This is a genomic window from Streptomyces sp. 2-1 (assembly GCF_048564895.1).
GTDB lineage: Bacteria > Actinomycetota > Actinomycetes > Streptomycetales > Streptomycetaceae > Streptomyces > Streptomyces phaeochromogenes.
Genome location: NZ_CP183383.1, coordinates 262446 through 280395 on the forward strand (window position 1 = coordinate 262446; position 17950 = coordinate 280395).

The window sequence follows — 17950 nt, forward strand, 5'->3', positions numbered from 1 at the left end:
TCTGGGGTTCCATGAAAGCCGGTCCCTCGCAGGAGGAGATTCGCCGGCACAACCTCGGCACCCTGCTCCGTCATGTGCACATCGGCGGATCCATGTCGCGGGCCGTCCTGGCCGAGCGCATGGGACTCAACCGCAGCACCATCCTGGGTCTGGTGAGCGAGCTGGGCTCGGCCGGCCTGGTCCGTGAGGAATTGCCCCGTGAGACCGGCAGGGCGGGCCGGCCGTCCCTGGTCGTGCGGCCCGAGTCCGACCGCGTGTACGTCCTCGCCTTCGACGTGGGCGTGGACCGGCTGGCCGCCGCCCGCATCGGCCTGGGCGGGGTCTTCCTCGACTACAGGGAGATCCCCGTGCTTCCCGGCCGTTGCAACGCCGGCAAGGTGGCCGAGGTCCTCGCCGGCTCCGCGCTGGAAATGGTGGGCACAGCACGGCACGGCACCTACTGCGTCGGCGTGGCCGCCGCCGTCCGCGGGATGGTGCGCCGACCCGACGGCCTCGTCCGCGCTGCCCCCCACCTCGGCTGGGAGGACGAGGAGTTCGGCGAGGACCTCATGCGCCGGCTGGGCCTCGGCCTTCCCGTGTCGGTGGGTAACGAGGCCAGTCTCGGTGCGCTCGCGGAACACCTGCGCGGTGCCGGAGCCGGCTGCCAGGATCTCGTGTACCTGCATGGCGACATCGGCATCGGCGGCGGTGTCATCACCGGTGGCCAACTGCTGGGCGGCGACTGTGGATACGGCGGCGAGATCGGGCACATGGTCGTCAACCCGCGAAATGGCAGGCCCTGTGGCTGCGGGGCACGCGGCTGCCTCGAAGCCGAGGCGGGGGAACGCGCCCTGCTGGAGGCCGCGCAGCGCGACCCGTCGGCCACCGGCCGGGAAGCCGTACGCGCCGTCGTCGAAGCGGCCGACCGGGGCGACATCACCGCCCGCGCCGCCCTGCACGACGTCGGCGACTGGCTCGGCATCGGCGTCGCCAACCTGGTCAATGTGCTCAACCCGCGCACGGTCATCTTCGGAGGGACGCTCCGCGAGGTGTTCCTCGGCTCGGCCGCCCAGATCCGCAGCCGTATCAACCGCCTTGCCCTCACGGCCTCCCGGGAGAACCTGCGGCTGCGAGTGGGGGAACTCGGCGACGACGCGGTGCTCATCGGAGCCGCCGAACTCGCCTTCTCCGAGATCCTGGTCGGCCCTCTGGAGACGCTGGCCCGCGCCGGTGCATAGCCAGTACGGCGACGCGTCCGGCACGAAGCCGGACCGCGGCGCCTAGGGCGTGTAGATCATCAGGTCTTCCTTCGTGGATACCCCTGGCTTCAGCCGGGGGAGGAAACGAAGCTCCCGCGGGAGCGGGGCATGGAGAGCCGATTCGCCGGCAGGGCGGATCGGCGTACACCAACAGCGCAGGTGGAGCCACCCCGCGTATGGCACGGGGCTCAACTGTCAGTCCTCACAGGTACGTTGGGACGCATGACGACAGATGCGATCACGGAGGCGAGCGGCTACTGCCGGTACTCCTACCGTCTGCGTTTGTCGTCTGCGGCCCGCACTGCTCTTGAGGTGGAGTGGGATCGGGTGCGTTGGGTGTGGCAAGAGTGCGTCGCGAAGTCCAGGGCCGTGCACGCGCGCAACCGGGCGACCGGTGAGAGGGCGACGTGCGGGCCGGTGCAGCTCGCGGCGATGCTGACCGAGGCCCGCGCTCGCACAGCATGGCTGCGGGAGGGTGCGTGAGTGCCTCAGCAGCAGGTGATCCGCGACTTCGGTAAGTCCCGGGCCAAGGCGCTGAAGGACATCAATGCCGGTCTTCCGATGCGAGGTCGCCTCGTCCAACAGCAGCAGCCGGGTCCGCCGCCGCAGCGCGCGGACAAGGGCGATGCGCTGCCGCTCGCCGCCCGACAGCTTCGAGGCGCGGTGTCCGACCGGGGTGTCCAGGCCGTGGGGCAGGCGCTCGACGAGGGCGTCGAGCTGCGTCCGGGCCAGGATGTCGCGGATGTCGTCGTCCGTCGCGCGGGCGCCGCGAAGATCAGGTTCTCGTGCAGCGTGCCGGCCAGCACTGGCGCGTCCTGCTCCACGTGCCCGATGGCCGACCGCAGCTCGGACAGGGACCAGTTGCACTGAGGGCTGCTGCCATTCCCACTGCGGGCTCGTTCCGTCCACCACCCGAACCAGCGATGGCACCACACCCAGTCCCCTACTGAGGGCGTCCCGAGGGAGCCGCACCGTCAGCCCCGCCGGACCGCTCCGAGCTGGGCACGGTGCAGCCCTGGGGCGGTGAATCGCTGCGCCACCGTGCGCAGGACGCGAGCCATCGCCTGGGCGGGCGGGGTGGCGGGCCGTGCCGCGGCGCGTGCGAGGAGGATACGGCGGGTGGGGGCCGGGACGTCGGAGGCGAATGGCAGGAGGCGCACGTCGCTGCGTCGGCTGGTGAGGGCCAGGCGGGGCGCGAGCGCGATACCGAGGCCGGCGGCGACCATGGCCTGCGCCTCCTGGTAGTCGTGTGAGGAGTAGGCGATGCGCGGCTCGAATCCCGCCTGGCGACAGCTTCGGCGCAGGACGTCAGCGACGGGGTGGTTGTCGGCGCGGATGATCCACTCCTGGTCGGCGAGGTCGCCGAGGCGCACGGAGGGATGTGTGCGCAGGGGTGAGTCTGCAGGGACGACCAGCACCGTGGGGTCGTCCAGCAGGTGGGTGAGGGAGAGCGCCTTGTCATCGAGGCGGTTCCATTCGTAGTCCCAGAGCAGCCCCTGCTCCACCTCGCCGGTGTGCAGCATCTCCCTGAGCTCCGCGATGACTCCGGCGCGTACCTCGATGCGGATGCCGGCGTGACGACGTCGGAAACGCGTGAGCGCCAGCGGCAGCAGGGACGCGCTTGCCGTGGGGAAGGAACCGAGCCGCAAGGTGCCCTGGTCGAGGGCGGTGAAAGAGTCCAGGTCGGCCTGGGCGGCACGGAGCTCCCGGCGGATGGCCTGACCGCGTTCGGCCAGCGCGGCACCCGCCGGGGTGGGACGGATACCGCGTGGCAGCCGCTCGATAAGAGGCTGCCCTGCCTCCTGCTCCAGCAGGGACATCTGCTGGGAGGCAGCGGAGGTGGTCATGCCGAGGGCTTCGGCTGCGGCAGTGAGTGAACCGCGTTCGGTGGCCTCGGTGAGCAGCAGCAGACGGCGCACGTTGAGCATGCCGCCGACTTTAGCTGAGCTAAACCCAGGTGAAGCGAACTGCGATTGTTCCCAAGTCATGCCTCTGCGAAGGTCTCCGCAATCGCCGAGGGGTTCACCGGTCCGCAATGCGCCCGTAACCGCTGCCTCGGCCCTTTCTCCACCTCCGTTGATCAAGGAAGAGCCTCAGACGTGCACATTCCCGCGACCCTGGTGCGTGGCGGCACAAGCAAGTGCTGGCTGTTCAACCAGGTCGAAGTCCCTGCCGACCGTGGCGACCTCGAAAAGCTGCTGGTCGCCGCGTACGGCGCCACCGATCCCGTGGAGCTGGACGGGGTGGGCGGGGCAACCCCCACCACCTCAAAGGCGGCCGTGGTCAGCGCCTCACCCCAGCCTGGCGTCGACGTCGACTACCTGTTCGCCCAAGTCGGCATCGGGACGGGCTCGGTGGAGTGGACGAGCAACTGCGGCAACTGCGCCACCGGCGTCGCCCTGTACGTGGTGGCCAAGGGAATGGTCCCGGTCACCGGCGACCGGACGCGCGTGGTGATGCGCAACACCAATACCGGCGCGGTCCTCGAAGGGATCGTCGACACCCCCGGAGGCGTGGTGCATCACTTCGGCCGCCAAACGGTACCCGGCACCCGTGCCGGCGGGGTCGCGGTCGGCCTCACCTTCCGCGATCCGGCCGGTGGCAGCACCGGATCGTTGCTCCCCACCGGCCAGGCCGCCCAGGACCTGCGGGTCGGCGCCGCCGAGCCGGTACGCGTGAGCATGGTGACCGCAGGAGCTCCGGTCGTCCTTGTCGACGCCGCCAGCGCCGGGCGTACCGGTGCCGAGTCGCTGGAGCGGATGAGCGCAGACGTTCCCTGGCTGCGCACCGTCCGTCATGCCGCCGCACCCCTGATGGGGCTGCTCCAGCCGAGCGGGGAACCGGGCGACGCGGTACCCAAGGTGGGCCTGGTCGGCCCGCCGGTGCCGTACACCACCACCCTCGGTGAACCGATCGGTGCCGAGGACTACGACATCTCGGTTCGCATGCTCAGCATGAACGCCCCGCACCCCGCGATCGGCCTGACCTCCGCCGTCGCCATCGCGGCGGCCGGGCTGCTGGAGGGGTCCGTGATCTCCCGGACCACGGGCGGCCCGACCGACGAGTGGTTGCGCCTCGGCACGCCCGCCGGCGTCGTCGCAGTCCGCTGCACCGACGTAAGGGATGGCCTGCCGCACCGGGTCACCGTGCAGCGCGCGGCCCGTCTGCTCGCCGACGCCCGCATCTACGTACCGGAAGCAGGCAGCCAGCAAGCCGCCTGAGCCGCGACGAACATCACCTCGGTCGGACCGGCTCCCAGCCGACCGCACCCGGATACCGTCGCGCCCTCGGGGCGCGACGCCACCCCGTCCCCACCGCACCAAGGACAAAGATGTCTGCTGAAGTGATATCCATAGGCGCCCTGCTGGTGATGTTCGTGGTCGGCACCGTGCTGCCGATCAACCTGGGCATCCTCGCCTTCGTCGCCACCTTCACGGTCGGCACCGCCTCGCTCGGCCTCACCGAGGACGAGATCTTCGAGGGGTTCCCGGCCAAGCTCTTCGTCACCATCGTCGGAGTCACGTACCTGTTCTCCGTCGCCCGCCGCAACGGCACCATCGACTGGCTCGTCGCGGCCGGGGTGCGGCTGGTACGCGGCAAGGTGGAGCTCATCCCCTGGGTGCTGTTCCTGGTGGCTGCCCTGCTGACGGCGTTCGGTACGTTCACCCCGGCCGCGGTCGCGATCCTCGCGCCGATCGGCATGAACTTCGCCTACCGCTACAAGCTCAACCCGCTGGTCGTCGGCATGATGGTGATCAGCGGCGGGCACGCGGGCGCGTTCTCCCCTCTCGCCGTCTCCGGTGCGCTGGTGCTCGGCCTCGTCGACAAGACCGATTTGCAGGTCTCCGCCGTGGCGCTGTTCAGCGCCAGCTTCCTGATCAACCTGGTGCTCTCGATCCTCACCTACGCCCTGCTCGCCAAGCGTCCCGCTCCGCTGGTCGAGGGCGCCGCGGAGGCAGCCGACGACGAGGACCTCGCCGTCTCCGGCAGGCCCGATTGGCGGCAGTGGCTCACCCTCGCCTCTCTGGTGGCCCTCGTCGTCGGCGCGCTCGGCTTCCACCTGGAGATCGGCTTCCTTGCACTGGCTGCCGGCGCCCTGCTCGCCCTGGTGGACATGAAGCGGCAGGAGAAGGCCGTGGACGGCATCAGCTGGTCCACTCTGCTGCTGGTCGCGGGCATGATGACGTACATCGCGATGCTGGAGAAGGCCGGCATCATCGAGGAGATCTCCGAACACGCGGCGGGCCTCGGCGCCCCGGTCGTCGTCGCCCTGCTGCTGTGCTTCACCGTGGCCATCACCTCCGCCTTCGCCTCCTCCACCGCGATTCTCACAGCGATCATCCCCATTGCCGTACCACTGCTGCTCTCCAGCCACCTCAGCGCCGCCGGACTGATCGCCGCGCTCGCCGTCTCCACGACGATCGTCGACACCTCTCCCTTCTCGACCAACGGAGCACTCGTCCTCAGCAACGCCCGTGGAGTGGACACCCGCCGCTTCTACCGCCAGGTCATCGGTTACACCGGCGGAATCGTCGCTCTCGGCCCCGTCGTCGCCTGGGGCGCCTTGGTCCTGCCCTGGTCATAGCGCAAAGACCGGCGACGGACAGTGGAGGGCGCCGAGCACGACCACGCAAGGCGCCCTCCGTGCTGATTCTGTGTGCAGGACCAGGGGGATACAGACGCAGTCGGCGACGGGGCGCGTGTACCGATGCGACGATTTCGACGCAATGCGGGTAAGGCCCTCACCCGGAGGTCAAGCGACCGCCGCTTCCGCATCGGGACTATCGCACCCGACCCCGCTCGCCGTCGCGGGCCGTCTCCGCGCCTCTGCGGCCTGTCGCATGCTGGGCTACTGAGGTTTTCGGTTTGGGTGACGTCATGGTGGTGTCGTGATCAGTCCGGTCTCGGCGATGAACCCGTCGAGCAGGTCCGGCCGGTACTGCATCCGATCCTGCTCTGAAACCCCCAACTACCCTCCGGTGCCCGGCCGTTCACGGCCGGGCACCGGCCTCGGGAAAGGCCCCCTGCCCGAGCACGTCGACTTCTTCGAGGCGATCGTCACCGCCTACCCCGACGACGCCGACCACGCCCGCGTGGCCCGGGCCGACGACATCGTCTACGGCGACCTGATCCTGGCCGCCGTCTCCCTGCACGGCACCGACTACTTCAACGACCAGTACACCGCCCACCCTCAGCCCTACAACCCGGAGCGGAGTGCGGATGCGGCGTGTGCTGTCACCTCACCCACGAGCCCGGCCCAGTGGTCGTGCTCTCCAACGGTCACCCCTGGGAGACCTGCAACCCGTGGCTCGCCGACACCCTGACGTTCCAGGGAGAGCGCGGGCGGTCAGCTGCGAACGTGCAGCCCGAAACTCGTGCGGCCCGCGGGCTCAAGTCCCTCCTTCAGGTGCAGCGAGGGGATCTCGTAGTCGCCGAAGTTCTGCCGTCGGAACGCGATCGGCTCGGTCGACTCAAGGGTGAGCAGGCGCTGTTCCCAGGCCTTGGCGACGTCCGGGTAGTCCTCGTCGGTCATCCGGTCGGTGCCGTAGAGCACGAACGGCGGCAGCACCTCGATGCCCGGGTAGTAGAGGATGCCGTGGTGGATCGGGAACAGCAGATGGTCGATGGGGCCGTTGATCCCGCGAGCGGCGTAATGTGACTCCGGGCCGCCGGCGGTCACCGACAGCAGAGCCTTCCTGCCCGCGAGGGTGCCTTCGCCGAAGCGCTCGCCGTATTTGGTGTCGCTGTGCTCGCCGACGCCGTACGCGAAGTGGTAGGTGAATACCCGGTCCACCCAGCCTTTGAGGATCGCGGGCATCGTGTACCACCACAGCGGGAACTGGAAGATGATCGTGTCGGCCCACAGCAGCTTCTCCTGCTCGGCGAGGACGTCCGGGGTGAGCGTCCCGGCGTCGAAGGCCCGGCCCGAGTCCAGGGCGACCTTCAGCGGACTTGAGGCGTGGGGCCCGTAGTCCGCGGCGTCCACGACCGCCTTCCAGTTCATCGCGTACAGATCGCTCACCCGAACCTCGTGCCCGGCGGTCTCCAATGTGGACACCGCGAGGTTCTTCAGCGAGCTGTTGAGAGACTTCGGCTCCGGGTGGGCGTAGACGATCAGCGTCTTCATGGGAACTCCTTCGGATCGGTGCCTTCGATCCTGGGCGCCGCGGCACCCGGCGTTCAGGGGCGCCTCATCCGTCGGACGGGACTTCCTGGTAACGGCAGGACCACCTTCACGGGCACCACCGACGCCATACTGGGGGCATGGACGATCTTGCGGGCTTCCTGCGGACCCGGCGTTCCCGGGTCGACCCGGCCGCCGTCGGCATCCCCACCGACAGCCGCCGCCGGGTTGAAGGCCTGCGCCGCGAAGAGGTCGCGCATCTGTCCGGAGTCAGCGTCGACTACTACGTACGCCTGGAGCAGGGCCGCGCGACCCAGCCCTCCGAGCAGGTCCTCGACGCCATCGCCCGCGTCCTCTGCCTCGACGAGACCGAACGCGGGCACCTCTACCGGCTCGCCCGGCAACGCCGCCGCCGCGCGAAGGCGCCGGGCGGCCGGGTCCGGACGGAGCTGCTGCGCGTCCTCGACCTGGTCGCCGATGCACCCGCGCTGATCATGGACTACCGCCTGGACGTGCTGGCCGGGAACCGCCTCGCCGTGCTCCTCTACGGCCGGCCGATGCCGGGCCTGAACACCGCCCGGCACATCTTCCTTGAGGAGGCCGAGCGCGGCCTCTACGCGGACTGGGAGAAATGCACCCTCGACGTGGTCGGGCACTTGCGCCTGGCCGCCGGCAAATACCCCGGGGACCCCCGTCTGGCCTCGCTCATCGGCGAGCTGGCCATGCGTAGCGAGCGCTTCCGGCGGCTCTGGGCCCGCGCGGACGTGCGCGCCCGCGCGCATGGCCGCAAGGCGTACCGGCACCCGCTGGTCGGACTGCTGGAACTGCACCAGGAGAACTTCGCACTACCAGACGAATCAGGGATGGAGCTGCTGGTGCTGTCCGCGGCCCCCGACAGCCCCGCCGAGGACGGGCTGCGCCTGCTCGCGGGCCTCGGCGCGGGCAGCGGTGACGCGCATCCCACAGTGAACGCTCAGATCCGCGAGCAACTCAACGACGCCCACCCACCTGAGGTTCCCCCGGCCTGCGGGAGGTGCTGATCAGCTGGTCAGGACGGGTTTCCGGTTCGTTCGTTCGGCCGTTGCCTGGTCGGCACAGTGCTTCTCCTCGAACTCAATCGGGCTGAGGTAGCCGCGCCATGAGCCCTCCGGGGTCGCACCGACGGCCCACGACCCGTCGGTGACAACAAGCCTGCCTACGACAACAAACGTGCTTCAGCTCAGTCAGAACCAGGGCGGAGCGGGCGAACCGTCCGGATTTAGCCCATACAGTGACCGCCTTGTGCCGATACTGTCGCGGGAATCGCTGACGTCGGCGGCTTGCTGGTAGAGGCTATCGGCACTCCCCCGGCCCTCACTCGCATTCGCGCCAGGGCGGGCCGGGGCCCTGCTCCACCAGTCGACCGCCCGGGCCAGCGACTGCCATACTCTCCAGCTTTTCATCAGCAGAAGACGGGCCCTGTTCTTTTCCGAGCACGACGTCTTCCGCGCCGATGAGATGCACAACCGCCCCCGCAGACTGCCGCTCTCAGCGGATCTCCGGCCGTTCTGGTTCATGACGGCCTGGTATGCGCTGGCCAGAGGCGTAGTGAAGGTGCCGGTGATGAACGGTTGTCCGGCTGTGCGTGGCAGCCCTACTGGACAATTCCCAATCGCCTACCCGGGCCTGGTCCGCATCCTGACCAAGTCGCCCGTCGCCACCCGCGACATCGACCTGCTCACCAGCCGGCCATGGGCCGAGGTCGGCATGACCGTAACCACCGCGGACGACAAGGTCAGTCGCTGGCTGGAGGTTCGCGCCCCGCTCGCCACCCGCCTGCGCACCCTTACGGAACTACGCGAGGCCGGCATCGCCACCTTCGCCTTCGTCGGCCCGCTCCTGCCCGCGAACGGCTCGACGCGATCGTGGCCGGCCTACTGGCCAAGCACGGACTGCGGCTGCGCTTCGACGAGGTCGTCCACCACGACGACAACGACGCCCTGCGACAGAGGCTGGCCGGTGGGCCGTTGCGTGTCTCGTGAGTTCTCGACGCCCTGATCGCAGTGATGGGCGCAGCCGTTCCCGCGGCGCCGGGGCGGGGCTCGCCCGGATGCAGGACCTTCCGTCATCGCGCACGGTGGTGCGACTGAGACCCACCAGCACCTGGCCGAACAGGACATACAGCCGAGCCTACTTGTCATCCTACGAATTTCCCCAACTCCCCTCTCTGCCCTCACCATTGACAGCGTCGCGACTCTCCTTAACCATCAGACATCCGATGAATTGGAGCCGCTCATGGATGCATATCCGAGACGTCAGATCCTAGGCGCCGCAGCCGGAGTCGCCGCAGCAACAGCCCTTCCCCTCACCTCGACCACGGCCGCACACGCCGGCGAACCACTCACCGAGCACGCAGGGCCGTGGGCTCCCGTCCCCGCCCCCGTCCCTGTCCCGCTCGACTCCCTCTACGACAACGACGGCGTCGACACGGCCTCCGCACGCGGCGGTGACTTCGACGGCTCGGGCTACACGTTCCCGGGCGAGGAACTTCCCACGGGCCGTGTCGAAGTCGACGGCACATCCTTCGTCTTCCCGACCTCGAGTGCCGGCGCGAAGAACAACGTCGTCGCACTCGGCCAGCGCGTCGAACTGCCCACAGACCGCTACCTCTCAGCCGTCTTCCTCACCGCGGGCAGCTACGGCAACGCCTCCGGCAAAGCCACGGTCCACTACGCCGACGGCTCGACCACGACCGCCACCCTCGGCGGATCCGACTGGTACGCCACGGGTGGATCGCTGTCGGCGGCGTACCGCTACGCACCAGACGGCACCAAGGACGAACACCGCGTAGGGATCGGCACGTCCGAGCTGTGGCTCGACCCACAGCGCGACGCCGTGGCAATCACGCTCCCGGTGACCAACCCGGCACAGGCGAACAAGGCTTCGCTCCACGTGTTCGCGCTGTCCCTGCAACCTGCCGCACAGGGACGTGCGCTGGCCCTGCGCGCGGCCCGGTCCACGAACTCGCTCCTGGAGACGTCCGGCGCCCAGAGCATCGAAGCCACCGTCGTCAACGCGGGGACGATCGCCGTCCTGGCCGCGGACGGCGTGTCAGTGCGCGTCGAAGTTCCGGGAGCGCGCACCGTCGAGGCCGCGCGCGTCCGCCGCCTGGACCCCGGCGAGCAGGCCCGCATCCGCGTCGGCATCCGCAACCGTGCGGGCACCGCCCCCGGCACTGCCCGGGACGGCTCGGTGACCGTCACCGGACGCGGAACCCAAGCCGCCTCGCAGAAAAGCCGGTTGACCCTCGGCGTCGCCGACTACCAGCCCACTGCGGCTTCTCTCTCCGGCCACCAGGCTCCGTACTGGTTCCAGGGCGCCAAGTTCGGCATCTTCATCCACTGGGGTGTCTACTCGGTGCCCGCCTGGTCGCCGGTCGGCAAGCAGTACGCCGAGTGGTACTGGAACCACATGCAGGACCCGGCCAACGCCGTCTACGGGTACCACAGCGAGAAGTACGGCGAGGACTTCGCCTACGACGACTTCATCCCGATGTTCACGGCGGAGAAGTTCGATCCGCGCGCCTGGGTCGAGCTGTTCCGGGACTCGGGCGCGGAGTACCACGTGCTGACCTCCAAGCACCACGAAGGCTTCGCCCTGTGGGACACGAAGGTCTCCGACCGCAACTCCGTGAAGATGGGTCCGAAACGGGACCTCATCAAGGAACTCTTCGATGCGTCCCGCCGCTACACACCCGAACTCCACCGCGGGCTCTACTTCTCCATGCCCGAGTGGTTCAACCCGGACAATCCCTGGATGGGGCACGCCCCGCGTAATCCGTACACCCAGGAGCCGGTGCCCTACACGGGTTACACCGGGGGCAAGGACTTCGTGAAGGACTACCAGGCTCCGCAAATGCTGGAGCTGATCCAGGGCTACGACCCGGAGCTCATCTGGTGCGACATCGGCGGCGCAAACGACAGCCTCCATGTCCTGGCCGACTACTTCAACCACGCGAAGAACCGCGCCCGACCCATCGAAGTCACCGTCAACGACCGTTCGGGCATCGCCTTCCACGACTTCACAACGCCCGAGTACACGACGTACGACAACACCGTCGTCGCCAAGTGGGAGTCCAGCCGCGGCCTGGACCCGTTCAGCTACGGCTACAACCAGGCGACACCTGACAACGCCTACATGACGACCGAAGAGGTCGTGCACAGCCTCGTCGACATCGTCTCCAAGAACGGCAACTTCCTCCTCGACATCGGACCGCGTGCCGACGGCACCATCCCCGAGATCATGCAGACCCGGCTGCGTGAAACGGGCCGCTGGCTGCGCACCAACGGAGAGGCGATCTACGACACCACGTACTGGTCCCGGATGGCCGAACTGGGTGAGGACCTGCGGTTCACCGTCCGCCCGGACGAGGCCTTCTACATCCACTCCCTGGCCAGACCGAGCGCCAAACTCACTGTCGAGGCGCCGGTCCCGATCCGCAGCGGCGACAAGGTGACGATGCTCGGCCACGGCCGCCCCCTGACATGGACCCTCAGCAACGGCGCACTCGTGATCGACGTCCCCGAAGCCGCACGCAAGGCGGGGCAGCACGCGTGGGTGTTCAAAGTGCATTGGCGTGCCTGAGCTTGACTCTGACGGGGATCTTGGTTGGTCTGGCTCAGGTGGGTTGTCGAGCGGACCCTCGGCTGGCTGACGCACCACTGCCGACTGGTCCGCGACTACGAAACCCACCCCCACCGTTCCGAAGCCATAATCCGCGTCGCGATGATCGACTTCCAATGAAGCCTCTATGTCCCGTCAACCCCCAATTTCGCCGCAGCGGCGTTGATGAGGTGGCAGTAGAGGCGTCGGGCGAGGTAGCGCTTGAGGCAGCGGCGGATCTCGCGGTCTGTCTTACCTTCGGTCCGCCGTCGGCCAACGTAGGCGCGGGTATGCGGGTGATGCACCATGCGGACCACCGAGATGCCGTTCAGAGCGCGGTTGAGACGCCGGTCGCCGCCGCGATTGAGGCGGTGGCGAGGGTGTTGCCCGAGGAGGCGGGGATGGGTCTCACATCGGCGAGGGCGGCGAATGCGGCTTCGTCACGGACCCGTCCCAGGTGGGACCAGGCGACCAGGACGGTGGCTGCGGTGACAGGGCCGATCCCTGTTTCCTCGGGGAGGCCGGCCGCAGGGCCGGCGTCGACGAGCTCGCCTATCCGGTTCATGTTGTCTGCGATTTCGGTTCAATTGCATCACTCCCTGCGCGTCGGGCACGCAGCGCAGCAGATCCAGCCGCAACGCGTCGGCAGCGGCATCAAGGGAGGACTCGTCACCGCTCGCTTCGAACATCGCGGTCATGAACAGTGCAGGACTGGAGGCTCCCCGCATCAGGCCGGCCGGGGTGGCGAGGTCGGTGGCGTGCTCCGTTTCGGTTTGGGTACGGAGCCGCTCCTCCAGCCGTCTGCGTACAGTGGCGGCAATCTGGTCGGCCTTGTCGCGGTAGGCGGCACTGTCGCAGCGGTCGGCGAAGGACAGCAGGTTCAAACCGATACCCGACAGCCCGCCGTACAAGCTGCTGCCGAGTCGGTCCGGGTCGACAGCACGGGCGCGGTCCACCAGTTCCACCGCCTCGTCCGGGCGGCCCAGGACCCAGAGTGCGTGCGCGATCCCGTGTGCTCCGTCGTAGAAGCCCATTGGGAGGTCGCGGCCGGGTTGGTGCAGACGGTGGATCAGCCAGTCGACCCGCTCGGGATGGTCTCCGGCGCCGCTGACGTGCAGTGCGCACAGCACGCCCGCGGCGCCGTTGGCGAAGCCGAGCCCGCCGGCTTCCTCGGTGAACTGCGCGATGTGGCCAGGGATGGTCTTCGAGCGGGTCGCCTACAAGGCTGGCGATCACACCGTTATCACCTGTCTCTGCCGGGGGTTCTGCCGCCATCACCTCTTCAGTAGTCGGGTCGGGGTGTCATGGCAGGAGGAGCACTTTGCCGGTCTGTCGTTGGCTTTCCAGGTATGTGTGGGCTTGGGCTGCCTCTGCCAGGGGAAAGGCCCGGTCGATGATCGGGGTGATCTTTCCGTCCGCCAGCAGTTCCAGGCACAGCTGCTGGTCCCGCAGGGTCGCGCCGCGCACACTGGCGATCCTCACCTGCCCGCCGATGAGGGCGAGTGCGTCCAGCTCGAGCCGGGATCCCTGGTCGGTCGGTGTGCCCAGGACGATGACCGTGCCACCGAGGCGTATACAGGAAAGGGACAGCTGGAAGAAGTCGTTGCCGCCGACACAGTCCCAGACGGCGTCGGCGCCCAGACCGCGCGTCAGCTCCCTGACCTGTGCGGGCAGTCGCGGATCGGTGGAGTGCACGATGTGGTCGTAGCCGAGCTTCCTGAGCGCTTCGTCGCGGTGCGGCTTGGTGGTCGTGCCGATGACGGTGGCTCCGCTCAGCTTCGCCAGTTGTGCGCAGGCGATCGCCATCCCCCCGCTGGCGCCGGTGATGACCACCGTGTCGCCGGGACCGACAGGTGCCTGCCGCGCGCAGTTGAGCGGAGTGGTGTAGGTCCACATGGTGGCTGCGGCTGTCTCGAAGTCGACGCCGTCGGGGATGGGCAGGATCGCGTCCTGGCGACGCACAACGTACTGGGCGTATCCGCCGAAGACCTGGTGTCCGGGGTAGGCAGTGTCGATGCACAGGTTTTCGAACCCGCGTACACACAGGGCGCAGTTACGGCACGGCGGGTGCGGAAGCTGCACCACCCTGTCGCCGGGGCTCCACCTGGTGACGTTCTCGCCGGTGGCGACGATTTCACCAGCCGCGTCCCGGCCGAGCTGGAACGGCACAGGCCACGGCGGCCGCCCTGGAAGGGGCTGCGGCAGGTTGCCCGAGCGGTAGCGCAGGTCCCAGCTGTTGACGGCCGTGGCGTGCACGCGCATCAGGATGTCATCGGGGCCGACCTCGGGAATCGGCGCCTCGATGTACTTGAGCACCTCGGGCCCACCATGCTCGAACAGGCGGACCGCCATCATGGTCTGTTCCACTCTCACGTTCCTTCAGATCGTTACGCGGTTCATGTAGGACTCCATGGAGCCGCCTGTGCCTCGCCCACCTGGTGAGACCGTGGGCGAGCGCACCTCGGCCAGGCGGCTTACCAGGGATGGATCGGGAACTGAACATTCCGACGATCGGCCACTTGGTCTCGGGGCCGGTGAGCGTCAGTTCGAAGTTCCGCCCCGCCGTGTCCGGGTCGGGCGACGGCGTCGGGATCACGCGCAGATCTACGGCTGAGCGCAAGTCCGGCGCACCCGACGCCCAAGGCAGCCTGTGCTGCTGGCGGTCGGCTGTGGAGCGGACCCGCGGGCAACGCCGCCGCTGCCCCCGCACCGGCCGTGAAAAGGCCGGCGGTTCCTTCATGCGGCGCGTGCTCGCTCAGCGTGTGCCCCACCGGATCCACGTGCCCGCTCGACTCCAGATGAAGGAGCGCGCCCAGCACGACGGACCCGGACAGCGCGATATCAACCGCCGTCGTCAAGTGCCGCACACCATGGTGATCAACGGCGGTCGATGGCGGGACGAGGAAGACCTGCATGCCCTCCAGGCAACAGCCGCCTCATAAAGCATGTACCACTGGGCGTATGAAGCTTCCATGAAGCCGGCTCTCCACGCTGGCGCCCGCTCCCCGTCCCCGACCGAGATGTCGGTGACGCCCTCGTCGGCCCAGTCGACGATGCCGACCGCTTCCGAGCCCAGAGTGAAGGGGAGGATCAAGGGGAACAAGCGATGCGGCCAGCCGCCGCGGACACTGTGGTCCACGCTGTTGACTCCGACGGCCATGACCTTCAGCCGGACGTGGCCGGGTGGGCACTCGGCTCCTCGATCTCCGCGAGCCGCAGGGCCTCGGAGCCGCCGAACTCCTCGTACAGGATCGACGAATACTTCCCGTCGTACCCGGTATCACCGCAGCGGGGAATTTCGGACAACGCCTCCGTCCTCGGCAGGGGCGGTGCCACTCCCCCTGTCCTTCCTATCCTTCTGGCTGGCCGCCGAGGTGGCCGCGCCGCATCCCCTGGTGTCAGCGAAAGGGAGTTGGCCCTGCTGACCGCGCCCAGGGAAGACCTGCGGACCGAGCGATTCCCGGGACGCTGGCCGTGTCACGCGCCCAGGCAAGCCGCACACGTGCCCTCGTCGTCGCCGAGGTCGGCGACGTGCATTGAGCGCAGTGCTCGGCGTCCTTCACGACCGCGGCCTGCTCATCACCGCCGCTCCGGGGCCGATGGGTCGATGGAGTCAGCGGGATCCTGAGGCATGCCGCCCTCTGGGGCGGGTTCCTGCGGTAGGCGCAAGGTGAACGTTGCTCCCTTGCCCAGTCCAGCGGATTCCGCGGTGATGTCTCCGCCGTGGGCGCGGGCGATGCCTCGGGCGATGGTCAGGCCGATGCCGCTGCCGCCGGCGGCAGCGGGTCGGCCGGGATGTTCGAGGCGTTCGAAGCGGTGGAAGATGCGCTCGAGGTCATGTTCGGCGATGCCGATGCCGTCGTCCGTGACGCGGACGATCACGTGGCCGGGAGACGCTTCGGTGTGCACGGACAGCGCCACATACCCGTGCGCATCGCACGCAGCCAGTGCGTTGCCGAGCAGGTTCACCAGGATCTGAGTGATCCGGTCCGGGTCGCAGGAGGCGCTGACGGGGGTGCCCGCGTCGACGGCAAGGGCTACCGTCTGGTCCTCGTACTGAGGGCGCAGTCGCTCGGCTGTGGCCCGTGCCAGCGTGGCCACGTCGGTGGGCTTGCGGTGAAGATCGAAGGCAGCCTCCTCCGACCGGGACAGGCTGGAGAGGTCGCCTGCCAAGCGCTGCAGCCGGTGAAGGTCGTCGGCGAGGGAGGCGAACATCGCCTCGTCGGGGATGAAGATGCCGTCGGCCACACCCTCGATCTGGCCGCGTAGGAGGGTGATGGGGGTCCGCATCTCGTGGGCCACCTCCGAAATGAGCCGGGCGCGACGACGTTGGGTGTCGGCGAGGGCTGCCGCCAGCGTATTGACGTCTTCGACCAGCGCCGCCAGGCCCGGCTCGCTGGGGAGTTCGAGGATGTCGTCGTAGTGTCCCTCGGCGAGCCGGCGCGTAGCGGCGCGCACCTTGTCGAGGGGGCGCAGCAGAAACCGGGACAGGGCGACGGACGCCGGGAAAGCCGCGCCCAGTCCGAACAAGAGGCCGATCTGCAGGACCACGTCGCCTTCGATGTCGTCGAGCCCGAGCCACACCTCGATCAGCGCGCTGATCGCCGCCATGGCCGCCAGTGCCAGGAGGAGCACCATGACGTGCGAGAGCACCAGCCGGTTGCGCAGCGACATCCGCTGCTGGATTCGGCGCAGCCGCGCACGATATGTGCGGTAGGCCGGGAAGCCGGGGGACGGCATGGCTGGGTGTCCTTCCTGGCCGTCAGACGGGGCGCCCGACGAACCGGTAGCCGATGGTGCGGACGGTGCCGACGAAACGGGGTGCGCTCGCCTCGTCGCCCAGCGCGCGCCGCAGAGTCCGGATGTGTACGTCCACGACGCGCTCGTCGCCGAAGAAGTCCTCGCCCCACACGTGGGTCAGCAGTCCGCGCCGGGTGAAGACCCTCCCAGGGGCCCCGGCCATTGCGAACAACAGATCGAAGTCGAGAGCGGAAAGCTCCACCGTCCGGTCGGCATCGACGAGGACTGTTCGTGTCTCGGGATCGACAGTCAGACCGTCGAAGCGCAGCACGGCGTCCTCCTGGGCCGCCTCGGGGCGGCTGTCGGTGCGCCGCAGGATGGCACGTACCCGTAGTGCCAGTTCGCGGGGGCTGAACGGCTTGGTGACGTAGTCGTCGCTGCCGGTGGTGAAGCCGATCAGCCGGTCGACTTCCTCGTCCCGGGCGGTGAGCATGATGACCGGGATCTGGCTCGCCTCCCGGATGCGGCGCAGGACCTGGAATCCGTCCAGCCCGGGGAGCATCACATCGAGCACAACGAGGTCCGGCCGGTCACGGGTGACCGCTTGCAGGGCGGACGGTCCGTCCGCGGCTTCGACGACGTGGAACCCGTCCGCCTCCAGGTAGCCGCGCACGGTCATGCGGATCTTGGGTTCGTCATCGACGACCAGAACGCGCTGCGTACTCATCGTGCTCGCTTTCGCCCGAGGTGGGGAGGGAAGGGGAGGGCCGTCATGGCCGCGGGGTGACCGGCGGCGTGGAGGTGGAGGGCCTCGAATGTGACCAGCGTACGGTGGATGTCGTCGTCGGTAACGATCTCTCGGACTGCCTGGCCCTTCCGGCGCCGGGCCGCCGGGTCGTCGAGCAGTACCCCGCACGGATCCTCGTCACCGGTGCACGTTGTGGCCGCGCTCCACCTGGGCACCTCGGCTTGGCCCTCGCCTGGCTGCGTACCGCGGCAGCCGAGCCCACCGCCGCACCGGGCCCGCCACCGCAACGGGCCGAACGCCGAGGGCCGCGGTGATCTCGCTGAGACAGGAGCGACGACCCGCCACGGTCGAAGCAGCCCTGTGCGAACCTGCTTCCCCGTCCTGCCTGCTTCCCCGTCCTGCGGGCCGCGTTCGACCGGCAGGCGACGTCGATTTCCCGTCGATGGCCCCTCGGTTGGC

At 68.8% G+C, this 17950-nt stretch carries 15 protein-coding genes and 4 pseudogenes; 10 read left to right on the forward strand and 9 right to left on the reverse strand.

What is annotated here, in order from left to right:
• The first annotated feature begins 11 nt into the window (after positions 1–11).
• Both ACN20J_RS01270 and ACN20J_RS01275 read left to right on the forward strand, forming a co-directional pair.
• On the forward strand, positions 12–1217 hold the full coding sequence (locus ACN20J_RS01270; RefSeq protein ID WP_419664894.1) for an ROK family protein: 1206 nt from the start codon (positions 12–14) through the stop codon (positions 1215–1217).
• Positions 1218–1460: 243 nt separating this feature from the next.
• Positions 1461–1811, forward strand: a pseudogene (locus ACN20J_RS01275) (RNA-guided endonuclease TnpB family protein); the annotation flags it as partial.
• Here ACN20J_RS01275 and ACN20J_RS01280 read toward each other — a convergent pair.
• Positions 1803–2101 (reverse strand): annotated as a pseudogene (locus ACN20J_RS01280) (ATP-binding cassette domain-containing protein); the annotation flags it as partial. The pseudogenes ACN20J_RS01275 and ACN20J_RS01280 sit on opposite strands and share 9 nt — an antisense overlap.
• Before the next feature lie 111 nt (positions 2102–2212).
• Positions 2213–3166 (reverse strand): LysR family transcriptional regulator, encoded by a 954-nt coding sequence (locus ACN20J_RS01285; protein ID WP_189845435.1) that lies wholly within the window; start codon positions 3164–3166, stop codon positions 2213–2215.
• A 171-nt stretch (positions 3167–3337) separates the two neighbouring features.
• Here ACN20J_RS01285 and ACN20J_RS01290 point away from each other — a divergent pair, with 171 nt between their 5' ends.
• From ACN20J_RS01290 to ACN20J_RS01300, 3 genes are all read left to right on the forward strand, one after another.
• Positions 3338–4459 carry a PrpF domain-containing protein gene (locus ACN20J_RS01290; protein ID WP_419664895.1) on the forward strand — a complete coding sequence of 374 codons (1122 nt, stop codon included), beginning with the start codon at positions 3338–3340 and terminating at the stop codon, positions 4457–4459.
• Between the two features lie 110 nt (positions 4460–4569).
• Complete coding sequence (locus ACN20J_RS01295) at positions 4570–5823, forward strand: SLC13 family permease (protein ID WP_361919460.1); 1254 nt, start codon at positions 4570–4572, stop codon at positions 5821–5823.
• Between the two features lie 394 nt (positions 5824–6217).
• On the forward strand, positions 6218–6562 hold the full coding sequence (locus ACN20J_RS01300) for a hypothetical protein (RefSeq protein WP_419664896.1): 345 nt from the start codon (positions 6218–6220) through the stop codon (positions 6560–6562).
• Positions 6563–6585: 23 nt separating this feature from the next.
• Here the strand turns inward: ACN20J_RS01300 and ACN20J_RS01305 are convergent, their stop codons facing one another.
• Entirely contained in the window at positions 6586–7365 is a 780-nt protein-coding gene (locus ACN20J_RS01305) for an NAD(P)H-dependent oxidoreductase (RefSeq protein WP_419664897.1), read from the reverse strand.
• A 137-nt stretch (positions 7366–7502) separates the two neighbouring features.
• Here ACN20J_RS01305 and ACN20J_RS01310 point away from each other — a divergent pair, with 137 nt between their 5' ends.
• From ACN20J_RS01310 to ACN20J_RS01325, 4 genes and pseudogenes are all read left to right on the forward strand, one after another.
• Positions 7503–8402, forward strand: coding sequence for a helix-turn-helix transcriptional regulator (locus ACN20J_RS01310; RefSeq protein WP_419664898.1), 900 nt, complete (start codon positions 7503–7505; stop codon positions 8400–8402).
• 514 nt (positions 8403–8916) lie between these two features.
• On the forward strand, positions 8917–9399 hold the full coding sequence (locus ACN20J_RS01315) for a hypothetical protein (protein WP_419664899.1): 483 nt from the start codon (positions 8917–8919) through the stop codon (positions 9397–9399).
• A gap of 237 nt (positions 9400–9636) precedes the next feature.
• Entirely contained in the window at positions 9637–11985 is a 2349-nt protein-coding gene (locus ACN20J_RS01320) for an alpha-L-fucosidase (RefSeq protein ID WP_419664900.1), read from the forward strand.
• 36 nt (positions 11986–12021) lie between these two features.
• Positions 12022–12144 (forward strand): annotated as a pseudogene (locus tag ACN20J_RS01325) (IS5/IS1182 family transposase); the annotation flags it as partial.
• A 5-nt stretch (positions 12145–12149) separates the two neighbouring features.
• Here the strand turns inward: ACN20J_RS01325 and ACN20J_RS01330 are convergent.
• Both ACN20J_RS01330 and ACN20J_RS01335 read right to left on the reverse strand, forming a co-directional pair.
• A pseudogene (locus ACN20J_RS01330) lies at positions 12150–12574 on the reverse strand (transposase); the annotation flags it as partial.
• A 731-nt stretch (positions 12575–13305) separates the two neighbouring features.
• A complete protein-coding gene (locus tag ACN20J_RS01335) occupies positions 13306–14370 on the reverse strand; it encodes a quinone oxidoreductase family protein (protein WP_419664901.1) in 1065 nt (354 codons plus the stop codon).
• A 116-nt stretch (positions 14371–14486) separates the two neighbouring features.
• Here ACN20J_RS01335 and ACN20J_RS01340 point away from each other — a divergent pair, with 116 nt between their 5' ends.
• Positions 14487–14945, forward strand: coding sequence for a hypothetical protein (locus ACN20J_RS01340; RefSeq protein ID WP_419669102.1), 459 nt, complete (start codon positions 14487–14489; stop codon positions 14943–14945).
• Here the strand turns inward: ACN20J_RS01340 and ACN20J_RS01345 are convergent.
• The 4 genes from ACN20J_RS01345 to ACN20J_RS01360 all read right to left on the reverse strand — a co-directional run bounded on the left by ACN20J_RS01345 (position 14858) and on the right by ACN20J_RS01360 (position 17470).
• Entirely contained in the window at positions 14858–15163 is a 306-nt protein-coding gene (locus ACN20J_RS01345; RefSeq protein ID WP_419664902.1) for an alcohol dehydrogenase catalytic domain-containing protein, read from the reverse strand. The genes ACN20J_RS01340 and ACN20J_RS01345 overlap by 88 nt on opposite strands.
• Positions 15164–15168: 5 nt before the next feature.
• Complete coding sequence (locus ACN20J_RS01350; RefSeq protein WP_419664903.1) at positions 15169–15309, reverse strand: hypothetical protein; 141 nt, start codon at positions 15307–15309, stop codon at positions 15169–15171.
• A gap of 273 nt (positions 15310–15582) precedes the next feature.
• Positions 15583–16743 (reverse strand): sensor histidine kinase, encoded by a 1161-nt coding sequence (locus ACN20J_RS01355; RefSeq protein ID WP_419664904.1) that lies wholly within the window; start codon positions 16741–16743, stop codon positions 15583–15585.
• A 22-nt stretch (positions 16744–16765) separates the two neighbouring features.
• Complete coding sequence (locus ACN20J_RS01360; protein WP_189845427.1) at positions 16766–17470, reverse strand: response regulator transcription factor; 705 nt, start codon at positions 17468–17470, stop codon at positions 16766–16768.
• Positions 17471–17950 lie beyond the last annotated feature (480 nt).